Origin of the sequence: Streptomyces sp. NPDC005263, assembly GCF_042872365.1 — a bacterium.
Lineage (GTDB): Bacteria > Actinomycetota > Actinomycetes > Streptomycetales > Streptomycetaceae > Streptomyces.
Genome location: NZ_JBIAKJ010000002.1, coordinates 1320588 through 1345281 on the forward strand (window position 1 = coordinate 1320588; position 24694 = coordinate 1345281).

The window sequence follows — 24694 nt, forward strand, 5'->3', positions numbered from 1 at the left end:
TGTGTGCGCGTGTGTTCTCATCTCACCCGCCCGTTGCTACGGTGCCGGACCTGACGATGCATCAGTTCCAGCTCGCCCGGAGGCAGGCATGCGCGCACTGATCGCCGCCGCGACCGGCCTCGCCGTCGCGCTCGCCCTGGTCCTGACCATCACGGCCATGGGCTCCCCGACCGGGAGCACATCCCCGAAACCCATGCTGACGACGGTGCCCGCACACCCGTAACGATCCGGGAGGGAGACCGAGATGCGCCGTAAGACCAGTCTGGTCCTGCTCGCCCTCGCCGTGTTCTTCGCGGCGCTGTCCCCGCTGATGCGCTGGTACGCCTTCCCGCGCCTGGCCAAGATCCCGGCGAACCAGTACCAGGACATGGTGCTGGAGGCGAGGAACGCGACCCTCCTCGACTACAGCGACCAGATGAAGGAGAAGAAGGTCTCCAAGGTCACCATCGTGCAGACCCTCAAGGGCAACGTGGAGGCCTCCGAACAGATCGAGAAGACGGCGGGCAGAGACGTCGTGGTCTGGGACGGCCTGTCCTACATCCAGGGACCCGACGGCAAGATGGTGTCCAGGATCCCCGAGCGGTACATCTTCGACGCCCACAGCCAGGAACCCGTCCACGCCACCGGCGAGATGGTCGACGGCGACCCGGTCAAACGCGAGGGCATCGAGTTCAAGTGGCCCTTCCTGACCGAGAAACGGGACTACGAGTACTTCGACGCGCAGACCCGCACGACGTCCCCCATCCACTACCGGGGCACCCGGAACTTCCGGGGCGTGGAGGTCTACTACTTCGAGCAGACCATCCCCTGGACCAGGGTGGCGTTCCCCAAGACCATGCCCGTCGCGGGCATCACCCCCGAGACGGTCGCCAAGACCGGCACCACCCGCTGGTACACCACCGTCCGCAAGTTCTGGGTCGAACCTCTGACCGGTGCCCCCGTCTACGGCGAGGAGATCCACAAGGAGGAACTGCGCGGCGGCAGCCTGCTGGGCGGCCGGGAGAAGGTGACGGCGTTCGCCGGGCACGTGAAGATGCGCGAGGACTACATCGAGCACACCGTCGACCTGGTCAAGTCCAACCGCACCCTCGTCCTGCTGCTCACCTCGTACCTGCCCTGGGGCTTCCTGCTGCTGGGCGTCCTGCTGCTGTCCCTGTCGCTGTATCTGGAGGCCCGCGGCCGGCGCCCCGGCGACGCGGCCCCGGCCGAGACGACCGAACCGGAACCGGTCACCGCCTGAGCCGCGCGTTGGTGTGCCGCGTCGGCTCGGCGACGGCCGGGTCCTCGGGCCACGGATGCTTCGGATACCGGCCGCGCAACTCCGCCCGTACGCCGTGGTAGCCGTCCTTCCAGAACGACGCCAGGTCGGCGGTGACGGCGGCCGGCCGCCCGGCGGGCGACAGCAGGTGCACCAGCAACGGCACCCCCGCGACCCGCGGCGACTCCTGCAGCCCGAACATCTCCTGCAACTTCACCGCCAGCACCGGCTGCGCCGGATCCCGGTAGTCGATCCGGATCCTGGACCCGCTCGGTACGGCGATCCGCTCGGGTGCGAGCTCATCGAGCCGGGCGGCGTCCCCGGACGCCCAGGGGAGCAGCCGCGCGAGCCCCGCACCGGCGTCGATCCGCGCGAGGTCGGCGCGCCGCCGCGCCCGGCCCAACTCGGGCTCCAGCCACTCGTCCACCCGCGCGTGCAGCGCCTCGTCGGACATGTCGGGCCACGGCTCCCCGAGACGCGATCGCAGAAAGGCGAGCCGCTGCCGCAGGCCGACGGCATCGTCCGACCACCGCAACAGGCCGAGCCCTTCGAGCCGCAGCCCCTCGAGAAGCGCGTCGCGTACGAGCCCGGCGTCAGGGTCGCGCATCGGACGCACGGTCAGCTCGACGGCCCCCAGCCGCTCCACCCGCCGCGCGACGACATCCCCCTCGGCCCAGCGCACCTCGTCCCGCACATCCGCCAGTGAGCCCGCCGCCAGCCGGGCCACACCCTCGTCCACGGCGGCCCCGAGCCGCACGCGCGCGTGCCCCTTGCCGACGGGCCGGTCGGCGACCGCGACGGCGATCCAGGGCGCGCCGCGCAGAGCGGTGCCCTCGCCGACCTCGGCGCGGGTGCCGGAGACCATGAGGTAGGAGGCGCCGTCGGCCTTGGCGACCCGCTCCGGGAACGCCAGCGCGGCGACGAATCCGACGAGACCGTCCTCCCCGGCGTTCACCGGAGGGTCCGTGGGAAGGGAGACCCGGCCAGGCTCCGTAGGGGCTTGCGCGGCGAGGGCGCGAAGTCGCCGGACCTCCGCTCGCCACCGTCCCCCGTAGGCGTCGGCTCCACGCCGCGCGGCCCGCACGGCGGCCGCCAGGTCGTCCCCGTACTCCCGAGGCGGCTCCTCACTCAGCGACGCGACCACCTCGGACGCCCGCTCCACCCCCACCACCGCGGCCGCGTCCAGCAACGCGCGCCCCAGCCGGGGATGCAGCCCCAGCCGCACGAGCCGCAGGCCCCGCTCGGTGGCCCGCCCGCCGGAGTGGACCGCCCCGATCGCCGTCAACACGTCCCGCGCCGCCGTCATCGCCCCACCCGGCGGCGGATCCAGCAGCGCAAGCCCGGACGCGTCCGGGTCCCCCCAGCACGCCGCCTGCAGGGCGAACGCCGTCAGATCGGCCACCTTGATCTCCGGCGAGGGGAAGCGCGGCAACCGCACGTCCTCCGCCTCGGCCCAGCACCGGTACACCGTCCCCGGCGCCTCACGCCCGGCCCGCCCGGCCCGCTGCCGTCCCGCCGCCTGCGACGCCCGTACCGTCGTCAGCGCGCTCAACCCGCGCGCGTGATCCACCCGCGGCTCCCGCGCCAACCCCGCGTCGACGACCACCCGCACCCCGGGAACCGTCAGCGAGGACTCCGCCACCGACGTCGCGAGGACCACCCGGCGCCGCGGAGCGGGAGCCAGCACCGCGTCCTGCACGGCCGCCGGCGCCCGCCCGTGCACCTGGAGCACGTCCACCGCACCCAGACCGCCCAACTGCCCGGCGACCCGCGCGATCTCACCCACCCCGGGAAGGAAACACAGCACGTCTCCCTCCCGCTCGGCGAGCGCCCGCCGCACCACCGACGCCACATGCGTCAGCAACGCCGGATCGACCCGCATGCCGTGCGGCGGCCGCACCGGCCGCACCGGCGGAGCCCACACCACCTCCACCGGGTACGAGACACCGGCCGCCTCGACCACCGGCGCCCCGCCCAGCAGCCGCGCCCAGCCGTCCGCGTCGGTCGTCGCGGACGCGGCCACCAGCCGCAACTCCGGCCGCAGGGTCTCGCGCACGTCCCACAGGAACGCCGCCGCCGTGTCCGCGTCCAGGTGCCGCTCGTGGCACTCGTCCAGCACCACCACGTCGACACCGGCCAACTCCGGGTCCCGCTGCACCCGTTGCAGCAGCACACCCGTCGTGACGACCTCCACGCGCGTGTGACGCCCGACCACCCGCTCCCCGCGCATGGTGAACCCGACGCTCCCGCCGGCCTTCTCACCCAGCAGCCACGCCATCCGCCGAGCCGCCGCCCGCGCCGCGATCCGCCGCGGCTCGGCCACCAGCACCCGCCGCGCGGGCCCCTCGCCCAGCAGGCCCGCCAGGGCCAGCGGCACCAGCGTCGTCTTGCCGGTACCGGGCGGCGCGACGAGCACGGCGGTGCCGTGCCCCTCCAGGGCGTTGTTCAGACCGGGCAGGGCCCCGCGTACGGGAAGGGCGTCCAGAGCGTCGTAACGGATCACGCCCCCAGTGTCGTACGCCCGCGAACAGCCTCTCCGGCCGCGGGCGTCAGTCCCGCTCGCACACGAAGATCGCCGTCCCGGGGATCAGGTTCCCGCGCAGCGGTGACCAGCCGCCCCACTCGGACGTGTTCCAGGCCGGCCACTCCGGCTCGACCAGGTCGACCAGGCGGAAGCCCCCGGCCACCACGTCCCGGACCCGGTCGCCGATCGTGCGGTGGTGCTCGACGTACACCGCGTTCCCCTCCTCGTCCTGCTCCACGTACGGGGTGCGGTCGAAGTACGAGGAGGCGACCGACAGCCCCTCGGGGCCCGGCTCGTCCGGGAACGCCCAGCGGATCGGGTGGGTCACCGAGAAGACGAAGCGGCCGCCGGGCCGCAGCACCCGGCGCACCTCCTTCAGGACCAGCACCGGATCGGCGACGAACGGCAGCGCCCCGTACGCCGAGCACGCCAGATCGAAGGAACCGTCCGCGAAGGGCAGCGCGCCCGCGTCGGCACACACCAGCGGAAAGGAGCCGCCGATGCGCAGCGCGTGCTGGAGCTGGCGGTGGGAGAGGTCCAGGGCGACCGGGCGGGCCCCCTGGGCGGCCAGCCAGCGCGCGCACTGGGCCGCGCCGGCGCCGATCTCGAGGACGTCCTGACCCTTGAGCTCGTCCGGGGGGCCGAGCAGCTCGGCCTCCACCTCGTCGAGGCCCTCGGGCCCCCACACGAAACGGTCGTCGCCGAGGAACGTGCCGTGGTCGACCTGGTACTCGTCCGCGTTGCGGTCCCACCAGCCCCGGTTGGCCCGGGAACTCTCCGTGACACCGGCGGTGCGCCGGGTGGCTTCCGGCTCGGACGCGTCGGGCTCGGGCGCTTGAGGCTCTTGGATGATCGGCTCCCTCGTATTAATGTGCGGGCTCGCCCGCCCCCGCTGTCGCGGTGACGCCACGAATGGGACGTCGTCGGGCCCGCGTGGCCTCGTGAGACAGGTTTTGTGCCGGGTATGCGGCGATCCGCCCCTGGTGTGCGCCTTCGCGCATTGACCCTGTCCGGCTGCCCCCGTATGCTACAAGTTGCGCTGCGAGCTTGCGCTCCTCAGACCTAGCAGGCTGCGCTCGCATCTGTTGTATGTCCCCTCGGTTGTCGAGGCGCCGCCAGAGTTTCTGGTGTGGCGCTTCCTTGGCTGTCCGGCTTCTTCAGAGCGAAACGGGCTCCCGGCGTAAGCAGTACCTACGACTTCAATGTCCGTACCGGAGCCCTTTCCCACATGACGAGCAGCACCGAGACCACCGCAACGACCCCGCAGGTTGCGGTCAACGACATCGGTAACGAGGAAGCCTTCCTCGCCGCGATCGACGAGACGATCAAGTACTTCAACGACGGCGACATCGTCGACGGCGTCATCGTGAAGGTCGACCGGGACGAGGTCCTGCTCGACATCGGTTACAAGACCGAAGGTGTTATCCCGAGCCGCGAGCTCTCGATCAAGCACGACGTCGACCCGAACGAGGTCGTCGCCGTCGGTGACGAGATCGAGGCCCTTGTTCTCCAGAAGGAGGACAAGGAAGGCCGCCTGATCCTCTCGAAGAAGCGCGCCCAGTACGAGCGCGCCTGGGGCACCATCGAGAAGATCAAGGAAGAGGACGGCATCGTCACCGGTACCGTCATCGAGGTCGTCAAGGGTGGTCTCATCCTCGACATCGGCCTCCGTGGCTTCCTCCCGGCCTCCCTGGTCGAGATGCGCCGGGTCCGCGACCTCCAGCCCTACGTGGGCAAGGAGCTCGAGGCGAAGATCATCGAGCTGGACAAGAACCGCAACAACGTGGTCCTGTCCCGCCGTGCCTGGCTGGAGCAGACCCAGTCCGAGGTCCGCCAGACGTTCCTCACGACCCTCCAGAAGGGTCAGGTCCGCTCCGGTGTGGTCTCCTCGATCGTCAACTTCGGTGCCTTCGTGGACCTGGGTGGCGTCGACGGTCTGGTCCACGTCTCCGAGCTGTCCTGGAAGCACATCGACCACCCCTCCGAGGTTGTCGAGGTCGGCCAGGAAGTCACCGTCGAGGTCCTCGACGTCGACATGGACCGCGAGCGCGTCTCCCTGTCGCTGAAGGCGACCCAGGAAGACCCGTGGCAGCAGTTCGCCCGCACCCACCAGATCGGCCAGGTCGTGCCCGGCAAGGTCACGAAGCTGGTTCCGTTCGGTGCGTTCGTCCGCGTGGACGAGGGCATCGAGGGTCTGGTGCACATCTCCGAGCTGGCCGAGCGCCACGTGGAGATCCCGGAGCAGGTCGTCCAGGTCAACGACGAGATCTTCGTCAAGGTCATCGACATCGACCTCGAGCGCCGTCGCATCAGCCTCTCGCTGAAGCAGGCCAACGAGTCCTTCGGTTCCGACCCGGCCTCGGTCGAGTTCGACCCGACGCTGTACGGCATGGCCGCGTCGTACGACGACCAGGGCAACTACATCTACCCCGAGGGCTTCGACCCCGAGACCAACGACTGGCTCGAGGGCTTCGAGGCGCAGCGTGAGGTGTGGGAGAACCAGTACGCCGAGGCGCAGACCCGCTTCGAGCAGCACCAGCAGCAGGTCATCAAGTCCCGTGAGGCGGACGAGAAGGCCGCTGCCGAGGGTGGCGGCGAAGCCGCGGCTCCGGCGGCGTCCGGTGGTGGTGGCGGCGGCGGTTCGTACTCCTCCGAGGGTGCCGACACGTCCGGCGCGCTGGCCTCGGACGAGGCGCTCGCCGCGCTGCGCGAGAAGCTGGCCGGCGGCCAGAGCTGACGCTCTCCGCTGGGATTAGCCGGTAACTGAGGGGCCGCACCTTTCGAGGTGCGGCCCCTCAGCGTTGCCCGGGGACAAGGCGGGTCGGGCAGGCGGGTCGGGCAGCTCCTCGACGTCGTTTCATGAAAACCCGGCCAGGTGTGCCTGATCAGGGCCCCGGACGGGAATGCCCATGTCCTGCGCCGTGTTGTGGAGTACGAACACGAGGAGGAGCGGTCACAGTGCTTGATCCGCAGGGTTTGTACGCATGGGAGCCGAAGGGCCTCGCCGTCGTAGACATGGCGCTCGCCCAGGAGTCGGCCGGACTTGTCATGCTCTACCACTTCGACGGCTACATCGACGCGGGCGAGACCGGCGACCAGATCGTCGATCGGCTCCTCGACTCGCTGCCCCACCAGGTCGTCGCCCGCTTCGACCACGACCGGCTCGTGGACTACCGCGCACGCCGCCCGCTGCTGACGTTCAAGCGCGACAGCTGGGCCGAGTACGAGGAGCCCACCCTTGACGTGCGGCTCGTCCAGGACGCCACCGGTGCGCCCTTCCTGCTGCTGTCCGGGCCCGAGCCGGACGTGGAGTGGGAACGCTTCGCCGCGGCCGTCCAGCAGATCGTGGAGCGGCTCGGCGTCCGCCTGTCGGTGAACTTCCACGGCATCCCCATGGGCGTCCCGCACACCCGCCCGGTGGGCCTCACCCCGCACGGCAACCGCACCGAGCTCGTCCCCGGCCACCGCAGCCCCTTCGAGGAGGCGCAGGTGCCCGGCAGCGCCGAGGCCCTGGTCGAGTACCGCCTCATGGAAGCCGGCCACGACGTCCTGGGCGTCGCCGCGCACGTCCCGCACTACATCGCCCGCTCCCCGTACCCGGACGCGGCGCTGACCGTCCTGGAGGCCATCACGGCGGGCACCGGCCTGGTCCTCCCGGGCATCGCGCACGCCCTGCGCACGGACGCGCACCGCACGCAGACCGAGATCGACCGTCAGGTCCAGGAGGGCGACGAGGAACTGGTCGCCCTCGTCCAGGGCCTCGAGCACCAGTACGACGCAGCCGCCGGCGCCGAGTCCCGCGGCAACATGCTCGCCGAGCCCGTGGAGATCCCCTCGGCCGACGAGATCGGCCTCGAGTTCGAGAAGTTCCTGGCGGAGCGGGAGGGTGACGGCTGAACCGGGCCGAGGCCCCAGGGGCGCGTTGTCGGTGCCAGGCCCTAAGCTACCGCTCATGCTGAAGGTGGGCCTGACCGGCGGCATCGGTGCCGGTAAGAGCGAGGTGTCACGGCTGCTCGTGGAGTGCGGTGCCGTGCTGGTCGACGCCGACCGCATCGCGCGCGAGGTCGTCGCGCCGGGAACGCCGGGCCTCGCGTCGGTCGTCGAGGCCTTCGGCACCGACGTGCTCGCCGCCGACGGAAGCCTGGACCGGCCTCGCCTCGGTTCGATCGTCTTCTCCGATCCCGAGAAACTCGCCGTCCTGAACTCGATCGTCCACCCGTTGGTGGGCGCCCGCTCCCGCGAACTGGAGAGTGCCGCCGCCGCGGACGCGGTCGTCGTCCACGACGTCCCGCTCCTCGCCGAGAACGGCCTCGCCCCGCTGTACGACGTCGTGGTCGTCGTGGACGCCGCCCCCGAGACCCAGCTCGACCGCCTCGTCCGGCTGCGTGGGATGACCGAGCAGGACGCACGCGCGCGCATGGCAGCCCAGGCGACGCGCGAGAAGCGCCTGGAGATCGCGGACGTCGTCATCGACAACGACGTTCCCCTGGAAGACCTGCGGCGAAGGGTCCTGGACGTGTGGACCGACCTCGTCCGCCGAGCCCACGCGGCACCGGGCCCGCCGAAATAGCGGCCCCCCGCCCGGGCGTTGAACCCTAGGAGTGAGGGAAGGACTCAGCCGTGCCCGACACCAGCGGATCGACCGGACGTACTCCGGAGACGCATGTCATCGACTTCCGCGCCGCCGAGCAGTTGCTCGCCGCGCGGGACCCACGGGGCGCGGTGAAGCTGCTCGACTCGGTGATCGCCGCGCACCCCGAGAACACCGCGGCCCGGCTGCTGCGCGCGCGTTCCTTCTTCGCCGCCGCGCAACTGAGACCCGCGGAGCTGGAGTTCACCATCGTCCTGGAGCGCGAGCCGGACAACGCGTTCGCGCACTTCGCGCTGGCCCGGACCTACGAACGTCAGGGCCGGCCCGAAGAAGCCAGGCGTCACTTCCGGCTGGCCGCCGCGCTGGACCCGAAGCCTGAGTTCCTGAAGGCGGCCCGCTTCGAGGAGTGAGACGGGCACCCCGCACGGCCCGGGCGGCGGGAACTCGTGGGCGCGTCGCGTCCTCGGCGAGGTGTCCTAGGTGTATTGACCTAGCGGCGACGACTGTCCGGGGGCGGGTACGGCGGGATGTCAGGGCCCGGCTGGAAGTGCGGGCCCTGGCGCATGTGCCTGACGATCAGGGCCAGGTCGACGGTGATCACCAGCCACAGCACCCCGCAGGCGATCGCCCACCCGGGGCGCCCGGCCAGTGCGAACGCGGCCGTACCGAAGACCGCCCAGACGACACCCCACACGCTCAGCCAGAACCGCGCTCGCAGCGCACTGCGCGCGGTCGTCGGCTCACTGCCCGTACGCATCCCGGATCACCGTTCCTCTCTGCAACGTACCCTTCGGAACGGACGTGCACCACCGCGTCCGAACCGTTCACCACAAGGTCCCGACAGGGGGTTGTCGCGTGCTTCCGGATGCCGATGAGCTGGCCGAGGTGCTGCTGGACCTGGCGGTACCGCACGAGGACATCAACGACCTCGTCCGAATGGGACGCAGAGTCACCGACGACCCGGAGCTGAGACGGTTCCTGGAGGCGTCGGTCGAGGAACTCGTCCGGGACATGGGGGAGATCGGCGGCGCGGCCGACCTGCCGGAGCTCGACTGGGCCGAGGGCGCGCTGCGGCGCTGCTTCCCCGCGTACGTGTTCGTGGCCGCGCTGCCGCACACCCGCGCCCACCACCGTGAGCGGGGCATCCCCGCCGAGGTCTCCCGGCGCACTCTCGCCGACCTCGGGCGGAACATGGCGGTGTACCGAAGGCGCCATGGCCGAGCCGGTGTGCAGGCCCCGTGGTGGCTCACCCACCACTTCCGGGGTGAGCTGTACCAGCTGGGCCGATTGCAGTTCGAACGGGCACGGCACGGGGCGCGTACGGCTGTGGTGCTCGCGGCGGCCGGACTGGACGTGGCCCCGGGCACGCCCTGCCTGAACCTGCACGTTCCCGACTTCCTCGGTCCGCTGTCACCGGCCGCCTGCGACCGCTCGCTGGCACTGGCCGGCGAGTTCTTCGCGCGGCACTACCCCGGGGAGACGTACCGGGCCGCGCTCTGCCACTCCTGGCTGCTCGACCCGCAGCTGAAGAGCTACCTGCCCGACGACTCCAACGTCATCCGGTTCCAGGAGCGCTTCCGGGTCGCCCGCGCGGACCGGGAGCCGGCGGACACCGAACCGGTCCAGTTCGTGTTCGGCGACCCGGAGCTGCCGGTCGAGAGCCTGCCCCGCCGGACGTCCGTGGAGCGGGCCGTCGGCGACCACCTGCGGGCCGGCGGACACTGGTACATCGGTCACGGCTGGTTTCCCCTGCCAACCACCGGTCGCTGAGGGCGAGTTGGTTCCGCGACATGCCGGCCGCCCCCGGATGCCACTCGGACGGGTGAACGTGTGCGAGGCGGGAACGGACATGCGCATACGGGCCGTTGGACGGGCATGGAGCTGAAAATGCGAGCGGGACATGAGGGGACCGGTCCCGGGGCCATCACCCCGGACGGCTGCGCGGTCGAGTTCTACGCACGACTCGCGGTGGGGCCCGAGCCGGACATCATCGCCGGTGCCGTGCCGGCGGGGGCAAGCATCCTGGAACTGGGCAGCGGGGTCGGGCGCATGACCCACCCCCTGCTGGAGCGTGGTTTCACGGTCACGGCGGTGGACGAGTCCGCCGAGATGCTGGAGCGCGTCCGCGGGGCGCGCACCATACACAGCACCATCGAAGACCTGGACCTGGGCGAGACGTTCGACGTGGTGCTGCTCGCGTCGTTCCTCGTCCACAGCGGAGACGTCCGGGTGCGGGACGCGCTGCTGCGTACCTGCGTCCGGCATGTCGCACCGGGCGGCTGCGTGCTGATCCAACGCGAGGGCGAGGACTACCACACCAACGTGCCGCGGGAACGGAAAGACCCCGGCGGCTTCACCGTACGGATCGCCTCATCGGAGCCCCTCGGCGACGGGGCCCACATGGTCCGCGCGGAGTACGACTTTCCGGACGCGACCTGGACTCAGACGTTCCGGGCCCGTCCGCTGACGAAGGAACAGTTCGAGGAGGCGCTCGCGGAGGCAGGGCTGGAGGTGGACAGATATCTGACGGAGGACCGGACCTGGGTGCGCGCCGTACGGAGATGAGTTCGGCGTCACTGCTGCTCGGGGTTGCCCTGGCCGAACAGCCCCCGCAGGCGTTCCAGCTCGCGGCGGTCGCGTTTGGTGGGGCGGCCCGCGCCTCGGTCACGGACACCGGCCGGGGCGACGGCCGCACGGGGCGGGGGCGGCGGGCTGTTGTCGATGTAGCACTGCGCGGCCACCGGGGCGCCGACCCGCCTGCGGATCAACCGCTTGACGACCACGATCCGCTCCCGGCCCTCGCCGCGTAGCCGCACCTCGTCGCCGACGTGCACGGTGTAGGCGGGCTTCACCCGCTCGCCGTTCACCCGGACATGGCCGCCCCGGCAGGCGTTGGCTCCGATGGAACGGGTCTTGACCAGCCGGACCGCCCAGATCCAGCTGTCGAGACGCACGGTCTCACCGGTCTTCGGAGCGGCGGCCTCCGCGGCGGCCACCGCTTCGGCGATCTTGGCGTCCACGCCCAGCGGGCCCGCACCCGGGGTGGGGGAGGGCTCGGGGCTGGTTCCTTCACTGCCGGTCACCCCTGCGGCGTCGGCGTCGCTGGTCCTGCGGGTCGTGTCCGGGCCGGTCGACCCGCTCGGCTTCTTGTCGTCCGCGTGCTCCACAGCCATGCTTGCGACCTTAGTACGCCGGGTCGGGCGGCACGGACGGGTTTTCCCGGCGGAGCGGACCGGGCGGGCCGGACCAGGCCGGACCAGGCCGGGGAGGGCCGGAGCGGGGCGGATCGGAGCGGAGCGTGCGGACGGGACCGGGCCAGGGCAGGGAGGCGGCGAGGCAGTGGCCAGGGCTCCGTACGGTGGAGACATGAACACCAGCGGCGGTTCCGGACCCGAGGGACCCGGTGGACCCGGTGGACCCGGCGGGTCCGGGGGCGTCGGCGGGCTTCGCGGGCTGGACGAGCGGGTGGCGGGGTGTCGGGCCTGTTCCCGGCTGGTCGCCTGGCGGGAGGAGGTGGCCCGCGTCAAGCGCGCCGCCTTCGCCGACTGGACGTACTGGGGCCGCCCGGTACCGGGCTTCGGACCGCCGGACGCCCGGCTGCTGATCGTCGGGCTGGCCCCGGCCGCGCACGGCGGCAACCGGACCGGCCGGATGTTCACCGGCGACCGTTCCGGGGACGTGCTGTACGAGGCGCTGTACGACGTGGGGCTCGCCTCGCAGCCCACGTCGGTCTCCGCCGACGACGGCCTGGAGCTGCACGGAGTGCGGGTCACCTCGCCGGTGCACTGCGCCCCGCCCGCCAACAAGCCCACCCCACAGGAGCGGGACACGTGCCGGCCCTGGCTCGTCCAGGAGCTGAACCTGTTGCGGCCGACCCTGCGAGCCGTGGTGGTGCTGGGCGCCTTCGGGTGGCAGGCCGCGCTTCCGGCGTTCGCCGAGGCGGGTTGGCGGGTGCCCCGGCCGCGCCCCGTCTTCGGCCACGGCACGCACGTTCCGCTCGACGGCCTGGAGCTCTTCGGCTGCTTCCACGTCAGCCAGCGCAACACCTTCACCGGTCGGCTCACGCCCGCGATGCTGCGGGAGGTGCTGGGGACGGCGGCCGAGGCGGCCGGACTGCCCGGTACGACCTGAGGCGGGCCGAGCCGGCGCCCTGAGGGGGACCCCGCGTGCGGCGCTGAAAATGCGGCGACGAGGACGGGTACGAGGGTTAGGGTCCCCGGATGGCGCTCTACCCGGAGATCGAACCCCACGACCGCGGCATGCTCGACGTCGGCGACGGCAACCACGTCTACTGGGAGACCTGCGGGAACCCGCGCGGGAAGCCCGCGCTGGTGCTGCACGGCGGGCCGGGATCTGGTTGTACGCCGTACTTCCGGCGGCTGTTCGACCCTGCCCTGTACCGGATCGTGCTGCTCGACCAGCGCGGCTGCGGGCGTTCGACGCCGCACGCCGGAGTGTACGAGACCGACATGAGCGTCAACACGACCCCACATCTCATCGCCGACCTGGAGCTGCTGCGGCGCCACCTCGGGATCGAGCGATGGCTGGTGTGGGGCGTGTCGTGGGGGGCGGTGCTGGGGCTGAGGTATGCGCAGACGCATCCCGAGGCCGTGTCCGAGCTGGTGCTGACCGGAGTCGCCACCGGTTCGGACGCCGAAGTGACCCTGCTGACCAGGGGGCTCGGCAAGATCTTCCCGGAGGACTTCGAGCGGTTCCTGGCCGGACTGCCGGACGACGAGCGGTCCGGCAATCTCGCCGCCGCCTACAACCGGCTCATCGAGTCGCCCGACCCCGCGGTGCGGGAGCGGGCCGCGCGGGCGTGGACGGACTGGGAGACGGCGATCGTCCCCGCACCGCCGCGTTCGGTCCCGCGGTACGAGGACCCGGTGTTCCGCCTGGCCTTCGCCCGGACGGTCACCCACTACTTCGGCAACGACCACTTCCTGGGCGAGGGCAACGACGAGGGTGTCGTCCTGCGTGACGCGCCGCTGCTCAAGGGGATCCCGGGCACCCTCGTCCAGGGGAGCCTCGATCTCGGCAACCTGCTCGGCGTCGTCTGGCGGCTCCACCACGCCTGGCCGGGGAGTGAGCTGGTCCTCGTGGACGACGTCGGTCACAACGCGGGAGCGCCGAGCATGGCAGCGGAGCTGGTGAAGGCGACGGACAAGTACGCGGTTCGCTAGCGGAGGTCGCTGGTGTCCACGAACAACTGCCGGATCGTCGAGCGGTAATTGGTCCGCACATGGGTGAGGGCGTGGGCGCGTGCCCGCTCCGGGTCGCCGGACGCGATCGCCTCGTACAACTCGCGGTGCTCCACGAGAAGTTGGGGCCACTCCTCGTTGCGCCGCGTCATCCAGCGCAGGCGGCCGGCCACCGGTTCCAGGGCCTCGATCAGCAGGGTGTTGCCCGCCATCGCCGTGATGCGGTCGTGCAGACGGCTGTTGATGTCGGTGATGGCCTCGGCGTCGCCCGCCTCGGTCGCGGCGGCGGCCTCGTCCAGGAGTGCCTCGACCTCGGCAAGGTCCTCGGGTGTGGCGCGGGTCGCGGCGAGTCCGGCCGCGTAGACCTCCAAGGCCTCGCGCAGTTCGAAGAGTTCCTTGACGTCGTTCGGGGTCAGTCGGCGGACGACGGTGCGACGCGGGGTCTCGAAGTGCACGAAGCCCTCGGCGACCAGGGCACGGACCGCCTCCCGTACCGGGACGCGCGAGACGCCGAAGCGCTCGGCCAGCTCCCGCTCGACCAGTCGGTCGCCTGGGCGCAGACGGCCCGCGATGATCTCCTGGCGCAGAGTGGCCAGGACGCGTTCGCGCACCGCGCCGAGGGGCTCGATCTTCGTCGTGGAGCTCATGGGCCCATCTTCGCCGACTCCGAGGGTGTTTTACCGAGCGTTAACGGCAGCGACATCGGTCAGAACGGTTGACGCGGGGACCATGTCGGCAGTTTGGTATACCAAACGCGTCGCCGGCTCCACTCGCTCATGGAGGCCCCGTGTCCCTCGCCGAATCCGCCGAAGCCACCGGCACACCAGCGTTCGTCCCCGATCCCCGGCTCACCAACGAAGACCTCGCCCCCGCGGGCAAGCGCAACTGGAAGGTCTTCGACCTCTTCGCCATGTGGATGTCCGACGTCCACAACCTCGGCAACTACACCTTCGCCGCCGGCCTGCTCTTCCTGGGCATGAACGTGTGGCAGATCTTCACCTCCCTGCTCGTCGGCTTCGTGATCATCTACGCCGGGATGAACATGATGGGCCGCGTCGGGCAGCGCACCGGCGTCCCGTTCCCGGTGGTCAGCCGTATCGCCTTCGGTGTCTGGGGCGCCAACATCCCCGCCCTGATCAGGGCCGTCATCGCCATCATGTGGTACGGCATCCAGACCTACCTCGCCTCCGTCGCCGTCAACGTGATGCTGCTGGCAGCCTGGCCCGGCCTGGAGTCCTGGACGCACAACTCGTTCCTCGGGCTCGACGCCCTCGGCTGGGTGTCGTTCGTGGCGCTGTGGCTGGTCCAGGCGGCGATCATCAGCCGGGGCATGGAGTCGGTGCGCAAGTTCCAGGACTTCTGCGGCCCGGCGATCTGGGTCGTGATGATCGCGCTGGCCGTGTGGATCCTGGCCAAGGCGGGCTGGACCATCTCGCTCACCAGCACCCCGCATCCCGTCTCCGTCGGGGAGCAGTGGCGGCAGTGGTTCGGCGCGGTCGGCCTGATCCTCGCCACCTACGGCACCCTGATGCTCAACTTCTGCGACTTCTCCCGCTTCGCCCCCGACTACCGCACGGTCCGGCGCGGCAACTTCTGGGGACTGCCCGTCAACTCGACGGCCTTCGTGATCGTGTCGGTCATCGTGACCGCCGGTGCCTACGAGGTGTTCGGCAAGGAGATCACCGACCCCGCCTACCTCGTCGCCGAGATCGGCAACACCTGGGTGCTGGTGGTGGGCGCGCTGACCTTCGCCGTCGCCACGATGGGCGTCAACATCGTCGCCAACTTCGTCTCCCCGGCGTACGACCTCGCCAATGTCTGGCCGCAGAAGATCACGTTCAAGGTCGGCGGCATGATCAGCACCGTCGTCGCCCTGTTGGTGACCCCGTGGAACCTCTTCTCCAACCCCACGGTCGTCAACTACTTCCTCGGCGGCCTCGGCGCCTTCCTCGGCCCGCTGTTCGGCGTGATCATGGTCGACTACTACTGGGTGAAGCGAGGCCGCGTCGACGTCGACGCCCTGTTCGACGGCCGTCCCGGATCCCGCTACTACTACGCCAAGGGCGTCAACCCCAAGGCGCTGTGGGCCTTCCTGCCCTCGGCGGCGGTCGCGGCGGTGTTCGCGCTGGTGAAGACGTTCAGCGACGTCGCGCCCTATTCCTGGTTCATCGGGACGGCGCTGGCCGCCGGACTGTACGTGGCGCTGTGCCGCGCCGACCGCGCGGCCGACTCCGAGGCCCTGTCCAAGAAGACCTTGGAGGTCTGAGGACGTGCGGATCGTCGTCACCAACTGCAACACCACGCAGGAGATGACCGAGGAAATCGTACGAGGTGCCCGGGCCGCGGCAGGCCCGGGCACCACCGTGACCGGGCTGACACCCGCCTGGGGACCCGAGTCCGCGGAGGGCTGGCTCGACAGCTACCTGTCGGCCGCGGCGGTCATCGACCTGCTGCGCACCTACCACGGCCCGCCGTACGACGCCGTGGTCATGGCCGGTTTCGGTGAGCACGGACGGGAGGGCGTGCGGGAACTCGTGGACGTACCGGTGGTCGACATCACCGAGGCCGCGGCCCATCTGGCCTGCCTGTTGGGACGCCGGTACGGGGTAGTCACCACGTTGGAACGGTCATGCGGCCAGATCGAGGACAGCCTGGAACTGGCGGGCGTGGGACGCAACTGTGCCGCCGTCGTCGGCACCGGGCTGAGCGTCCTCGACCTCGGTGACGCAGCGGGGGACGGGCGCGGGGAGCGGGCGGGTACGGAGGCGGCGTTCCTCACGGCGGCCGAGCAGGCGTGCCGGGCCGGGGCGGAGGTGCTGGTGCTGGGCTGCGCCGGGATGACCGGCCTGGAGCGGACGGTGGGGGAGAAGCTGGGGATTCCGGTGGTCGACGGGGTCGCGGCGGCGGTGAAGCTCGCGGAGTCCCTGGTCACGCTGGGCCTGACGACGAGTCGCGCGGGGAGCTACGCGAAGCCGCTGCCGAAGGGGCGGGCGTGGGGGCCGCCGACGGCGGGGTGACGTCGAGGCGCGGGGACGCGTCGATACGGGGATGGTCTTCTGCCGGTTTCCGCTGCCACTGTCACCCGCTCCGGTGCTCCCCGGACTCGCGCGCGGGTCCGCCCTCCGGCACCACGGCGGTCGCCGTGATCTCCACCAACTGCCCCGTGTATCCGAGGCAGGCCACGCCGAGCAGCGTCGACGAGTGCGGCCCGGTGCTGAGCGCGGACGCCTCGACCACGTCCCAGACGGCGGAGAGCGTCGCCGGCTCACCGCTCACGACGTACACGTCGGTCGCCACGACGTGTTCCAAGTCGCTCCCGACGGCACGCAGTTGTTCGCGCAGGTTCGCGATCACCTGCTCGGCCTGCCGCACCGGGTCTCCCGCGCCGACCACATTCCCGTCGGCGTCCAGCGGTACCGCCCCGGCGAGAAACGCGAGCCTCGTGCCGGCCTCGACGACGGAGACGTGGGAGTAGGTCGGCGGCGGGAAGAGGGTGGGGACGGTGACGCGCTGGATCACGTGGGCTCCTCGGACAGGCGATGGCCAACCCGTCGATCATCCGGACCCTTGACCGGCATCGCATCCGAGTTTCCCGTCAGGGGCCGCGGGACGGGCGCGACCTGGGCGGCGTGCGCCTACTCGTCGTCCCAGGCCATCGAGCTCATCCTCCAGCCGGCCGGCGTCCGGACGAACTGGGTGGTCTTGCGGCCGGCGCCCTCGAACCACTCACCGTCCAAAAAGCCCGACTTGCGGTATTCGCTGAACCGGTGCGCGATCGACCCGAAGATCTCGGTCCGCTCGGCGACCTCCCATTCGGAGAACTCCGTCAGCGTCCCATCGGTGAGGATCTTCTCCCGGGGCTCGATGAACGCGTCGAGGTCGTAGATCACCGGCTCACCCCCCACGTTCTTGATGATCATCCCTTGTGGAATGAACACCTCGTGGACGACCTCGACGTTCGGTCGGCTGCCGCCGGTGTTGGTGAACGCGCCGAGGAAGGCGTGCGTCAGCTGGTCCAGCTCGGCCTTGACGTCGGACACGGGTACTCCTCCACATGGTGAGACGCCTCGCGTCTGATCGTCTCGTACTGCCGACGTGCGCGACCAGGGGTTCGGCAGGGCCGGGGCAGGAATTGCGTTCATAAAGAAACCGCCCCTGCAGCCGATCGTCACATCTCCGAAATACATCCGTCCCATCTCCTCCAAGACCGCGATCTACCGTGGAGACACGGGCCGCACCCCTCATCGGCCCCGCCCATCAGCCCGGCCACCGTCGCCCGCAGGCTCACCCCCGCCTCGTACAGACGACAGGAGCCCCGTGTCCCGCCCCGCCGCTCTGTCCCTCCCGCCCTGGCTCGCCCATGCCTTCCGTGCGCAGCGGGGGCCCGTGCCCTGGAACGCGGTCGTGCGGGGCGCGCTGTCCGCCGGGCCGGTGCTTCTGGTCGCTGTGCTCGTCGGCCACACCTCCCTGGGGGTCGTCGCGGCCATCGCGGCCATGCTGGCCGGGGTCAACGACCGCCCCGGCAGCCGGCGCGCCTCCGTCCGGCGGATCGGGGTGCCCGCGCTCGCCGGAGCCTGCGGGCTCCTCATGGGGACGTACACCGGAGAGCAGCTCGGGGCCGTCGCCCTGACCGTGCTGCTCACCCTCGTCGGACTCGTCGCCGGAGGCGTCAGCGCCGTCGGGCCCGTCGCCTCGGCGGCCGGGACGCAGTGGCTCGTCGCCTCCGCCATCGGAGCCGGGATGCCGCTGCCCGAGCCGGGATGGCTGCGGGCGCTCGCCTACCTGGTGGGAGCCGGGTGGTTGCTCGGCCTGCGGCTGGTCCTGCCCACACCCGGCGGCCTCACCGGGGACTTCCGGTTCGACGGGGAGCGGGAGGCCGTCGCCGCCGTCTACGACGCCGTGGCGGCGCTGCTCGACGCCTCGGGCACGCCGGACGCCACCTCCCGCCGGGTGGCGCTCACCGCCGCGCTCGATCACGCGCAGGACGCGCTCGCCGGGCCCCGGCTACGTCGCTATGCCAGCTCGGCGGCCGAACGGCGGCTGCACGCGCAGTACGCCGCCGCGCTGCCGCTCGGCGAGGCCGCGACCGCGCTGGCCTGGGCCGGGGAGGAGGTCGCCGAGCGGTCCTCGGCGGGGCCTCGGCGTCTCGCGGCCGCCGTACGGGAGAACACGCACACCGGGCCGCTGCCGGCGCCCTCCCGATCGGCGCCCGGGCTGCGTGCCCTGGACGACGCCCTGCTGCACGCCGCCGAGGCCTTCGACCGCACCAAGGGTTCCGACCTGCACACCCGCAGGCGCGGCGCGGGGGCCCTGCTGCGAACCGTGTTCGGCGCCGGGGGCCGTGAGTACGGGCTGCGGGTCGCCCTCTGCTTCGGAGCCAGCGTCGGAGTCGCCCAGGCCCTGCACCAGACCCGCTGGTACGGGCTGCACGAGCACTGGTACTGGCTGCCCGCCACCACCGTCTTCCTGGTCAAGCCCGACCTGGGGCCACTCGCCTCGCGTGTCCTGTGCCGCGCGGCCGGGACCGTCCTCGGGGCCCTCGTCTTCGCCGGGTTCGCCGCGGTGCTGCCCCGGCCGGAAGGGCTCATCGCGCTCGTGGCACTCAGCGGTGCCCTCATCCCGGTCGCCACCCGGCATTTCGCCGCGCAGACCGCGGTCGTCACCGTCCTCGTGCTGGCGCTGGTGATGGTCGGCGGCGAGGCGCAGGCCTCCGCCGGCCGGATCGGGGAGACGCTGCTGGCCTGCGCGATCGTACTGATCGTGGGTCACCTGCCGATGCCGGGACAGCGAGCCGGCGGGGTACGGTCCCGGCTCGCGGCGGCGGAAGCCGCGGCACAGGCGTACCTGGCGCATGTCCTGCGCGAGTCCGACGCGCACGCGGTGGAGGACTCAGGCTCGCACCGGTCGAGCGTCGGTGCCGAGGTCGCCGCCGTCGGCACAGTCAATACCACCGGCACCGGCACCGGCAGTCGTGCCGTCCGCTGGACGCTGCGTCGCGAGGCTTACCGGGCCCTCGCCGAGGCCCGTACCGCCATCGCCCTCGCCGCCGCCGAACTCCCGCCGCTCGCCCGGCACTCGGAGGGCGCCGACGAGATCGCCACCACCCTCGAACGGCTCCTCGACACGACCACCGCCTGTGCCGTGCACGTAGACGACACCGGACGGCTCACCCCGCGGCACACCCAACGCCTCTCCGAACTACTGGCGGAACTGGCGAAGGAGAGCGAGCGCGCCCGTCTGCGGATCCCCGAACTGCCCGCGGCGGGGTGACTGAGGCGGGGCAACTCCGAGGCAGGGGTGACCAGGTGAGGACCGCTACCCCACCCGCACCCACACCGGTGCGTGATCCGACCCCGGTTCCCCGCGCCGCTCCGATGGATCCGGACCCACCGACGGCAGCCGCGGCGCCTCGTGGGCCGGCAGGCCCGTCCCCGCCTTGGTGATCCGGTGGACGAGGCGGTGGCTCACCAGGACGTGGTCGATGAGTTCGCGGCGGCCGAAGTTTATGCGGGAGAAGCGCTGCTCGGCGGGTATGAGCGGGGCCACGTTCCACAACCGGACCGCGTCGCCGTGGTCGGGCGTCTGGAAACCGGCGGTGCCGATCTCCGATCCGGGCGGGCCCAGCAGGATCTGGGTGGTCGCCGCCTGCACCTCGTCATTCAGGTCGCCCAGCACCGCCACGTCCCGCTCGCGGCCGTGGCCGGCCAGCAGTTCGTCGGCCAGGGCCCGCAGGGTCGTCGCCTCCGCGGCCCGCCGGTAGAGCGCGTACGCCCCGTACCGTGCCCGCTCGCCCTCGTCGTGCGGCTGGAAGCGGTTGCCCGGATACGTCAGCAGCTTCGACTTGAGGTGGGTGACCGCCACCCGCAGCGGCCCGATCTCGGTGTCCGCCTCCACCGCCAGGAAGCCCCGGCCCGCCTGTCCGACCGTCGCCCCGTCGTCGTCCGACTGCACCGGACGCAACGTCGGCGGGAAGCTGTTCCTGTCCGACAGCACCTGCAACGGCGTACGGCTGAGGAAGCCGACCCGGATGCCCCGGTGATCCGGGTGCTGGGAGAGCGCGACGGTCCAGTCGCCGTGCAGCATCTCGGTCAGGTCCCGCAGCGCCTCCGGCTCCCCGACCTCCTGCACACCCAGCAGCGTCGGGTCGAGTTGGGTGATCACGTCGGCGAGGGCGGCCAGTTTCGCCTCGTACGTGGCTTTGTCCTTGGGGCCGAACGGCCCGCCGGGACGATAGAGGTTCTCCAGGTTCCAGGTGCCTACGAGCATGCCGGGCTCCTTTCCAGAAGCCGTCGGGCGGGCTGTGGTGAGGCCAGGGTGCTGGTCCGGCCGAGGAAGCGACAGGGCCGGTGACGGGATGCGCGGTCCGGCTCACGCGAGGCGACTACGGCGTCGTACGTCGGCGCGATGAGCGGCTCTCCCGCTCCTCTCATCATTACCGGAGGCACCGTCCTCGTGCACGACGATCAAGAGCGGATCGGGTTCGAGGAGGACGCCGCGATCGTCGTACGGGACGGACACGTCGTGTCCGTGACGGTCACACCCACGCCCTGGTGGTCGCCCTGCGGGGCCTCGCCGCGGACCTGCCCACCGATGGACCACGGCAACTGAACCCCCGGGTCCTGTCGTACCCGGCGGATATCGTTGTCGTGGTCCGCGGGACGGCCTTTGCGATCGGGGAACGATGCTCGAAGTGCGCTTGTTGGGCTCCGTCGAGGTGTGGCAGGACGGTCGGCGACTGCGGCTCGGCGGCAAACCCCTCACGATCCTGTCGGCGTTGGTCGTCCACCTCGGGGAAGTCCTGGCCACCGGCCGTCTGGTGGACCTGATCTGGGAAGAGCGGGCACCCGCCACGGCCACCGCCCTGGTCGCGTCGCATGTCTCGGCCGCCCGGCGGGAGTTCACCGGTGCGCCGGGGACGTCCTTGATCCGTACCCGAGCTCCCGGCTACGTCGTCGAGCTGGACCGCGGCCAGGTCGACGCCCACCGCTTCGAGACACTGCTGCGGGAAGGGGAGAGCCGCGCCCGGCAGGGGCGCCCGGCGGAGGCGGTGGACGCGCTCTCCGACGCGCTGGACCTGTGGCGTGGCCCGGACGCGCTGGAAGGCATGGACCAGTCGTTCGCGCGCATCGAGGCGGCTCGGCTGGGGGAGTTGCGGCTGATCGCACACGAGGAGCGCTTCGCCCTCGGTCTCGTGCTCGGGCGAGAGGAGCGTGTCATCGCTCCCTTGCTCGCCCACGTCGCGGCCCATCCGCTGCGCGAGCGACCGCGGGGACAGCTGATGACCGCCCTGTTCCGTACGGGACGCACCCCCGATGCCCTGCGGATCTACCAGCAGGGGCGTGACCTGCTCCGCGAGGAGCTGGGAATCGACCCCGGGGACGAACTGCGCGCACTGCACCGAGCGGTGCTGAACCATGACACCTCCGTGCTCGGTACGGGCCGGCAGGCACCCGAGATGGTGCGGGTGCCCTCGCGGGCCAGGTCGTCCACTGCCGGCCCGGTGGCCTCGCCGGGCCGATCCTCGCCACTCGGCCCGGTGGTCTCGCCGGGCGGATCGTCGCCACTCGGCCCGGTGGTCTCGCGGCACACGGCTTCTCCCGTCGACCCGGTGGCCGCGCGGGCCGTGGCGCCGCTCGTCGACAAAGCGGGCGCGAGCGTGGCTCCGGCCGTCCGCCGTGCCCAGCGCGGCGATCGCGGTGCGGGCGGACGAGAGTGGCCGCAGGCGCCCGCCCGCGAGCCGTCGGCTGTCGAGCCGTCGGCCACCGAGCCGTCGACCACCGAGTCGTCGGTCCCCCCGTGGCCGGCTCCCGCGCCGTCCCATCTGCCTCCTGACGTGGACGACTTCGTCGGACGGAGCGAGGAGAGCGACTGGGTCACCTCCTTGTTGCGCCGGGTGGACGACCCCGGCAGGACAGCCCCGCCCATCGGGGTGATCTCGGGCCGCTCGGGTGTGGGGAAGACGGCACTCGCCGTCCATGTGGGGCACCGCGCGGCCGCCCTGTTCTCCGACGGCCGGCTCTTCCTTGATCTGCGAGCCTCGGACTCCGCCCCCGTACAAGCCTCCGACGCGCTGGCCAGGCTGCTGCGTGCGCTGGGCGCCGACCCCGAGCAGGCGGCCGGTGGACTGGACGACCTGGTCGGCCTCTACCGCACCCGGGTGGCGCACCGGCGGATCCTGCTGATCCTCGACAACGCGGCGGGCGAGAGCGATCTGCGTCCACTGCTGCCGCCCGGCCCCGGTTCAGCCGTGCTGATCACCAGCCGCAGAAGGCTGGCGGGGCTGGAAGGCGCGCAGCACCTCGACCTGACCGCGCCCGGCGAGCCGGAGGCACTCGAACTCCTCACCCGGGTCGCCGGTCGCACGCGGAGGGAGACGGGCCGACCGGAGTTCGCGGAGATCGTCGCGCTCTGCGGACGCCTGCCGTTGGCGTTGCGGATCGCCGGCGCCCGGCTGGCCGCGCGCCCCCACTGGGCGCCCGGCCGGCTGGCGGCCCGGTTGCGCGACGAGCGGCGGCGCCTCAACGAACTCCGCGCCGGCGACCTGGAGTTGCGCACCAGCCTCGAACTGGGCTACTCGGACCTGCGGCCGCAGGACCAGGAAGCGCTGCGTCGGCTGGCCCTGGTGGACCTGCCGGACTTCGCCTCGTGGATCGCTTCCCCGCTGCTCGACATCGACACCGACGACGCGGAGGAAGCCGTCGAGAGGCTGGTGGACTGCCACTTCATCGACGTGATCGGGGTGGACGGCACCGGTCGTATCCGCTACCGCATCCACGACCTCGCCCGTGAGCACGCGCGGGAACGCTGCGTGGCCGAGGAAAGTCCCGAGGAACGCTCGCGTGCGGTACGGCGTCTGGTCTCCTGCTGGCTGCAACTGGCCGACCAGGCGGCCATTCGCGGGCCGGGCGGCGGGGCCGCCCGGCTCTTCCCGCCGCCGCGGACGCCACACCGTCTCGACGAGGCGACCGCGGAGGCACTCCTGGCCCGGCCCGCCTCCTGGTTCACCACCGAACAGGCCTGCCTGGTGGCCGCGGTCACCCACTGCGCGGACCAGGGCATGACGCGGGAGGCTCGCGACCTGGCCGGCGCGGTGATCGCGAGCTCCGCTGTGCTGTACAACCAGTTCGACGCCTGGTCACAGTCGCACACGGTCGCTCTGGAGGCGGTACGCCGCAACGGCGACAGCGCGGGGCGAGGCCTGGCTGCTCATGGGACTCGGCCAACTCCGGTACGAGCAGGACCGCTTCGAGGAGTCGTATCTCTTCTTCGCCGAGGCGCTGGAACTGTTCGACGGCACAGCCTGCCGGGAAGGCCCGGAGGCCCTCGGGCAGGCTGACGTGGTGCGGGGGCGGGCCGCGGCGCTGACCGGCATGGGCACCGCCCGACGCGAACAGGCCCGGTTCGCCGACGCGTTGGACCTCCTGCGCGCGGCGCTCGCGGCCTACGAGGAGACGAGCGATGACTCCGGTACGGCCTGGGCGCTCTACGGCATCGGCTACGCGCACCGTGAACAGGGGCGCACGGCGCAGGCATGGGCGGCGCTGGAGCGTTCCCTCGCGCTGTACCGTTCGTCCGGCGACCGGCACGGAGAGGCACTGGTGCTGCGTTCCCTGGCGCTGTGTCACCGCGCCGAGGGCGAACTCACCGAGGCCGCAGACCTGTTGGAGCAGGCGATGAGTGTGTTCGAGGAACTCCAGGACCGCTTCGGCCAGATGTACACGGGGCAGGCGCTGGCGAAGGTCCAGCTGCGCCAAGGGCGTATGACGGAAGCACGTCGACGGCTCGACCGGTGTCTGGAGGTGGCTCTGGAGCGCCAGGACAGATTTGGCCACGCACTCGTGCTGCGGACCATCGGCGAGTGGCACCTGGCGGCCGGCGACGCGAGGGGCGCGCAGACCCCGCTCCGGCAGGCCCTCGCGGCGTGGGAGTCCCTCCGTCTGCCGTTGTGGCGGGCACGCACCGGCTGGGATCTGGCCGAGGCGTGGGCGCGCTGCGGAGACGAGGTCGCCGCACGGGAGGAGCGGGAGAGGGCGCTGGAGGTGTTCCGGGCACTGGAGAGCCGTGAGGCCGCGGAGCGTGGTCGGTGACGAGTGACGGGTGACGGCTGGGGGGGGACGGTG

The 24694-nt window shown here is 71.7% G+C and carries 23 protein-coding genes and 1 pseudogene; 16 read left to right on the plus strand and 8 right to left on the minus strand.

All coding sequences use genetic code 11. The annotated features are described in order from the left end of the window. Positions 1-88 precede the first annotated feature (88 nt). Positions 89-223 carry an SPW_0924 family protein gene (locus ACFYRY_RS13155; RefSeq protein ID WP_356766977.1) on the plus strand — a complete coding sequence of 45 codons (135 nt, stop codon included), beginning with the start codon at positions 89-91 and terminating at the stop codon, positions 221-223. 21 nt (positions 224-244) lie between these two features. Continuing rightward, the gene (locus tag ACFYRY_RS13160) at positions 245-1240 is read left to right on the plus strand and encodes a DUF3068 domain-containing protein (RefSeq protein ID WP_389143449.1); all 996 of its coding nucleotides are present in this window, start codon (positions 245-247) and stop codon (positions 1238-1240) included. Here ACFYRY_RS13160 and hrpB read toward each other — a convergent pair. Next, the gene (gene hrpB, locus ACFYRY_RS13165) at positions 1230-3761 is read right to left on the minus strand and encodes an ATP-dependent helicase HrpB (RefSeq protein ID WP_389143451.1); all 2532 of its coding nucleotides are present in this window, start codon (positions 3759-3761) and stop codon (positions 1230-1232) included. The genes ACFYRY_RS13160 and hrpB overlap by 11 nt on opposite strands. A gap of 46 nt (positions 3762-3807) precedes the next feature. After that, positions 3808-4692 (minus strand): class I SAM-dependent methyltransferase, encoded by an 885-nt coding sequence (locus tag ACFYRY_RS13170; protein WP_389143454.1) that lies wholly within the window; start codon positions 4690-4692, stop codon positions 3808-3810. Positions 4693-5010: 318 nt separating this feature from the next. Between ACFYRY_RS13170 and rpsA the strand changes: the two genes are divergently transcribed. The 4 genes from rpsA to ACFYRY_RS13190 all read left to right on the plus strand — a co-directional run bounded on the left by rpsA (position 5011) and on the right by ACFYRY_RS13190 (position 8783). Then, the gene (rpsA, locus tag ACFYRY_RS13175; protein WP_389143456.1) at positions 5011-6519 is read left to right on the plus strand and encodes a 30S ribosomal protein S1; all 1509 of its coding nucleotides are present in this window, start codon (positions 5011-5013) and stop codon (positions 6517-6519) included. A 221-nt stretch (positions 6520-6740) separates the two neighbouring features. Next, positions 6741-7679, plus strand: coding sequence for a PAC2 family protein (locus tag ACFYRY_RS13180; RefSeq protein WP_389143459.1), 939 nt, complete (start codon positions 6741-6743; stop codon positions 7677-7679). 55 nt (positions 7680-7734) lie between these two features. Then, positions 7735-8352 carry a dephospho-CoA kinase gene (coaE, locus tag ACFYRY_RS13185; RefSeq protein WP_389143462.1) on the plus strand — a complete coding sequence of 206 codons (618 nt, stop codon included), beginning with the start codon at positions 7735-7737 and terminating at the stop codon, positions 8350-8352. A 50-nt stretch (positions 8353-8402) separates the two neighbouring features. Next, positions 8403-8783, plus strand: a complete 381-nt coding sequence (locus ACFYRY_RS13190; protein ID WP_356766963.1) for a tetratricopeptide repeat protein — start codon at positions 8403-8405, stop codon at positions 8781-8783. Positions 8784-8863: 80 nt separating this feature from the next. Here ACFYRY_RS13190 and ACFYRY_RS13195 read toward each other — a convergent pair whose 3' ends face one another. Beyond that, complete coding sequence (locus ACFYRY_RS13195) at positions 8864-9130, minus strand: DUF6343 family protein (protein WP_389143465.1); 267 nt, start codon at positions 9128-9130, stop codon at positions 8864-8866. Positions 9131-9228: 98 nt separating this feature from the next. Here ACFYRY_RS13195 and ACFYRY_RS13200 point away from each other — a divergent pair, with 98 nt between their 5' ends. Continuing rightward, positions 9229-10143 carry an acyltransferase domain-containing protein gene (locus ACFYRY_RS13200; protein WP_389143468.1) on the plus strand — a complete coding sequence of 305 codons (915 nt, stop codon included), beginning with the start codon at positions 9229-9231 and terminating at the stop codon, positions 10141-10143. Between the two features lie 117 nt (positions 10144-10260). Next, entirely contained in the window at positions 10261-10938 is a 678-nt protein-coding gene (locus ACFYRY_RS13205) for a class I SAM-dependent methyltransferase (protein WP_389143470.1), read from the plus strand. Positions 10939-10946: 8 nt separating this feature from the next. Here ACFYRY_RS13205 and ACFYRY_RS13210 read toward each other — a convergent pair whose 3' ends face one another. Further along, on the minus strand, positions 10947-11546 hold the full coding sequence (locus ACFYRY_RS13210; RefSeq protein WP_389143473.1) for an RNA-binding S4 domain-containing protein: 600 nt from the start codon (positions 11544-11546) through the stop codon (positions 10947-10949). 193 nt (positions 11547-11739) lie between these two features. Between ACFYRY_RS13210 and ACFYRY_RS13215 the strand changes: the two genes are divergently transcribed. Together ACFYRY_RS13215 and pip are read left to right on the plus strand one after the other, a co-directional pair. Continuing rightward, positions 11740-12504: a uracil-DNA glycosylase gene (locus ACFYRY_RS13215; protein ID WP_389143475.1), complete on the plus strand. Its 765-nt coding sequence runs from the start codon at positions 11740-11742 to the stop codon at positions 12502-12504. An 89-nt stretch (positions 12505-12593) separates the two neighbouring features. After that, complete coding sequence (gene pip, locus ACFYRY_RS13220; RefSeq protein WP_389143478.1) at positions 12594-13556, plus strand: prolyl aminopeptidase; 963 nt, start codon at positions 12594-12596, stop codon at positions 13554-13556. Here the strand turns inward: pip and ACFYRY_RS13225 are convergent. Next, positions 13553-14221, minus strand: a complete 669-nt coding sequence (locus ACFYRY_RS13225; protein WP_389143480.1) for a GntR family transcriptional regulator — start codon at positions 14219-14221, stop codon at positions 13553-13555. The two genes, pip and ACFYRY_RS13225, sit on opposite strands and share 4 nt — an antisense overlap. Before the next feature lie 140 nt (positions 14222-14361). On the opposite strand from ACFYRY_RS13225, the gene ACFYRY_RS13230 reads away from it, so the two are divergent. Both ACFYRY_RS13230 and ACFYRY_RS13235 read left to right on the plus strand, forming a co-directional pair. Continuing rightward, the gene (locus tag ACFYRY_RS13230) at positions 14362-15840 is read left to right on the plus strand and encodes an NCS1 family nucleobase:cation symporter-1 (RefSeq protein ID WP_389143483.1); all 1479 of its coding nucleotides are present in this window, start codon (positions 14362-14364) and stop codon (positions 15838-15840) included. Between the two features lie 4 nt (positions 15841-15844). After that, positions 15845-16591 (plus strand): aspartate/glutamate racemase family protein, encoded by a 747-nt coding sequence (locus ACFYRY_RS13235; RefSeq protein WP_389143486.1) that lies wholly within the window; start codon positions 15845-15847, stop codon positions 16589-16591. 61 nt (positions 16592-16652) lie between these two features. Here ACFYRY_RS13235 and ACFYRY_RS13240 read toward each other — a convergent pair whose 3' ends face one another. Next, positions 16653-17093, minus strand: coding sequence for a RidA family protein (locus ACFYRY_RS13240; RefSeq protein WP_389143489.1), 441 nt, complete (start codon positions 17091-17093; stop codon positions 16653-16655). Between the two features lie 116 nt (positions 17094-17209). Next, a complete protein-coding gene (locus ACFYRY_RS13245) occupies positions 17210-17614 on the minus strand; it encodes a DUF4440 domain-containing protein (protein WP_389143492.1) in 405 nt (134 codons plus the stop codon). 277 nt (positions 17615-17891) lie between these two features. Here ACFYRY_RS13245 and ACFYRY_RS13250 point away from each other — a divergent pair, with 277 nt between their 5' ends. Continuing rightward, positions 17892-19844 (plus strand): FUSC family protein, encoded by a 1953-nt coding sequence (locus ACFYRY_RS13250; RefSeq protein ID WP_389143495.1) that lies wholly within the window; start codon positions 17892-17894, stop codon positions 19842-19844. Positions 19845-19889: 45 nt separating this feature from the next. Here ACFYRY_RS13250 and ACFYRY_RS13255 read toward each other — a convergent pair whose 3' ends face one another. Further along, a complete protein-coding gene (locus ACFYRY_RS13255; RefSeq protein WP_389143498.1) occupies positions 19890-20840 on the minus strand; it encodes an endonuclease/exonuclease/phosphatase family protein in 951 nt (316 codons plus the stop codon). A gap of 138 nt (positions 20841-20978) precedes the next feature. On the opposite strand from ACFYRY_RS13255, the pseudogene ACFYRY_RS13260 reads away from it, so the two are divergent. From ACFYRY_RS13260 to ACFYRY_RS13270, 3 genes and pseudogenes are all read left to right on the plus strand, one after another. Further along, positions 20979-21166, plus strand: a pseudogene (locus ACFYRY_RS13260) (amidohydrolase); the annotation flags it as partial. 89 nt (positions 21167-21255) lie between these two features. Then, positions 21256-23910 carry a BTAD domain-containing putative transcriptional regulator gene (locus tag ACFYRY_RS13265; RefSeq protein ID WP_389143501.1) on the plus strand — a complete coding sequence of 885 codons (2655 nt, stop codon included), beginning with the start codon at positions 21256-21258 and terminating at the stop codon, positions 23908-23910. 34 nt (positions 23911-23944) lie between these two features. Continuing rightward, complete coding sequence (locus tag ACFYRY_RS13270) at positions 23945-24661, plus strand: tetratricopeptide repeat protein (RefSeq protein WP_389143772.1); 717 nt, start codon at positions 23945-23947, stop codon at positions 24659-24661. The last annotated feature ends 33 nt before the right edge of the window (positions 24662-24694 follow it).

Coding starts and splice junctions, on each gene's coding strand:
- ACFYRY_RS13155 (WP_356766977.1), top strand. CDS start 89: ATGCGCGCACTGATCGCCGCCGCGACCGGCCTCGCCGTCGCGCTCGCC.
- ACFYRY_RS13160 (WP_389143449.1), top strand. CDS start 245: ATGCGCCGTAAGACCAGTCTGGTCCTGCTCGCCCTCGCCGTGTTCTTC.
- rpsA (WP_389143456.1), top strand. CDS start 5,011: ATGACGAGCAGCACCGAGACCACCGCAACGACCCCGCAGGTTGCGGTC.
- coaE (WP_389143462.1), top strand. CDS start 7,735: ATGCTGAAGGTGGGCCTGACCGGCGGCATCGGTGCCGGTAAGAGCGAG.
- ACFYRY_RS13195 (WP_389143465.1), bottom strand. CDS start 9,130: ATGCGTACGGGCAGTGAGCCGACGACCGCGCGCAGTGCGCTGCGAGCG.
- ACFYRY_RS13205 (WP_389143470.1), top strand. CDS start 10,261: ATGCGAGCGGGACATGAGGGGACCGGTCCCGGGGCCATCACCCCGGAC.
- ACFYRY_RS13210 (WP_389143473.1), bottom strand. CDS start 11,546: ATGGCTGTGGAGCACGCGGACGACAAGAAGCCGAGCGGGTCGACCGGC.
- ACFYRY_RS13215 (WP_389143475.1), top strand. CDS start 11,740: ATGAACACCAGCGGCGGTTCCGGACCCGAGGGACCCGGTGGACCCGGT.
- pip (WP_389143478.1), top strand. CDS start 12,594: ATGGCGCTCTACCCGGAGATCGAACCCCACGACCGCGGCATGCTCGAC.
- ACFYRY_RS13225 (WP_389143480.1), bottom strand. CDS start 14,221: ATGAGCTCCACGACGAAGATCGAGCCCCTCGGCGCGGTGCGCGAACGC.
- ACFYRY_RS13255 (WP_389143498.1), bottom strand. CDS start 20,840: ATGCTCGTAGGCACCTGGAACCTGGAGAACCTCTATCGTCCCGGCGGG.
- ACFYRY_RS13265 (WP_389143501.1), top strand. CDS start 21,256: ATGCTCGAAGTGCGCTTGTTGGGCTCCGTCGAGGTGTGGCAGGACGGT.
- ACFYRY_RS13270 (WP_389143772.1), top strand. CDS start 23,945: ATGGGCACCGCCCGACGCGAACAGGCCCGGTTCGCCGACGCGTTGGAC.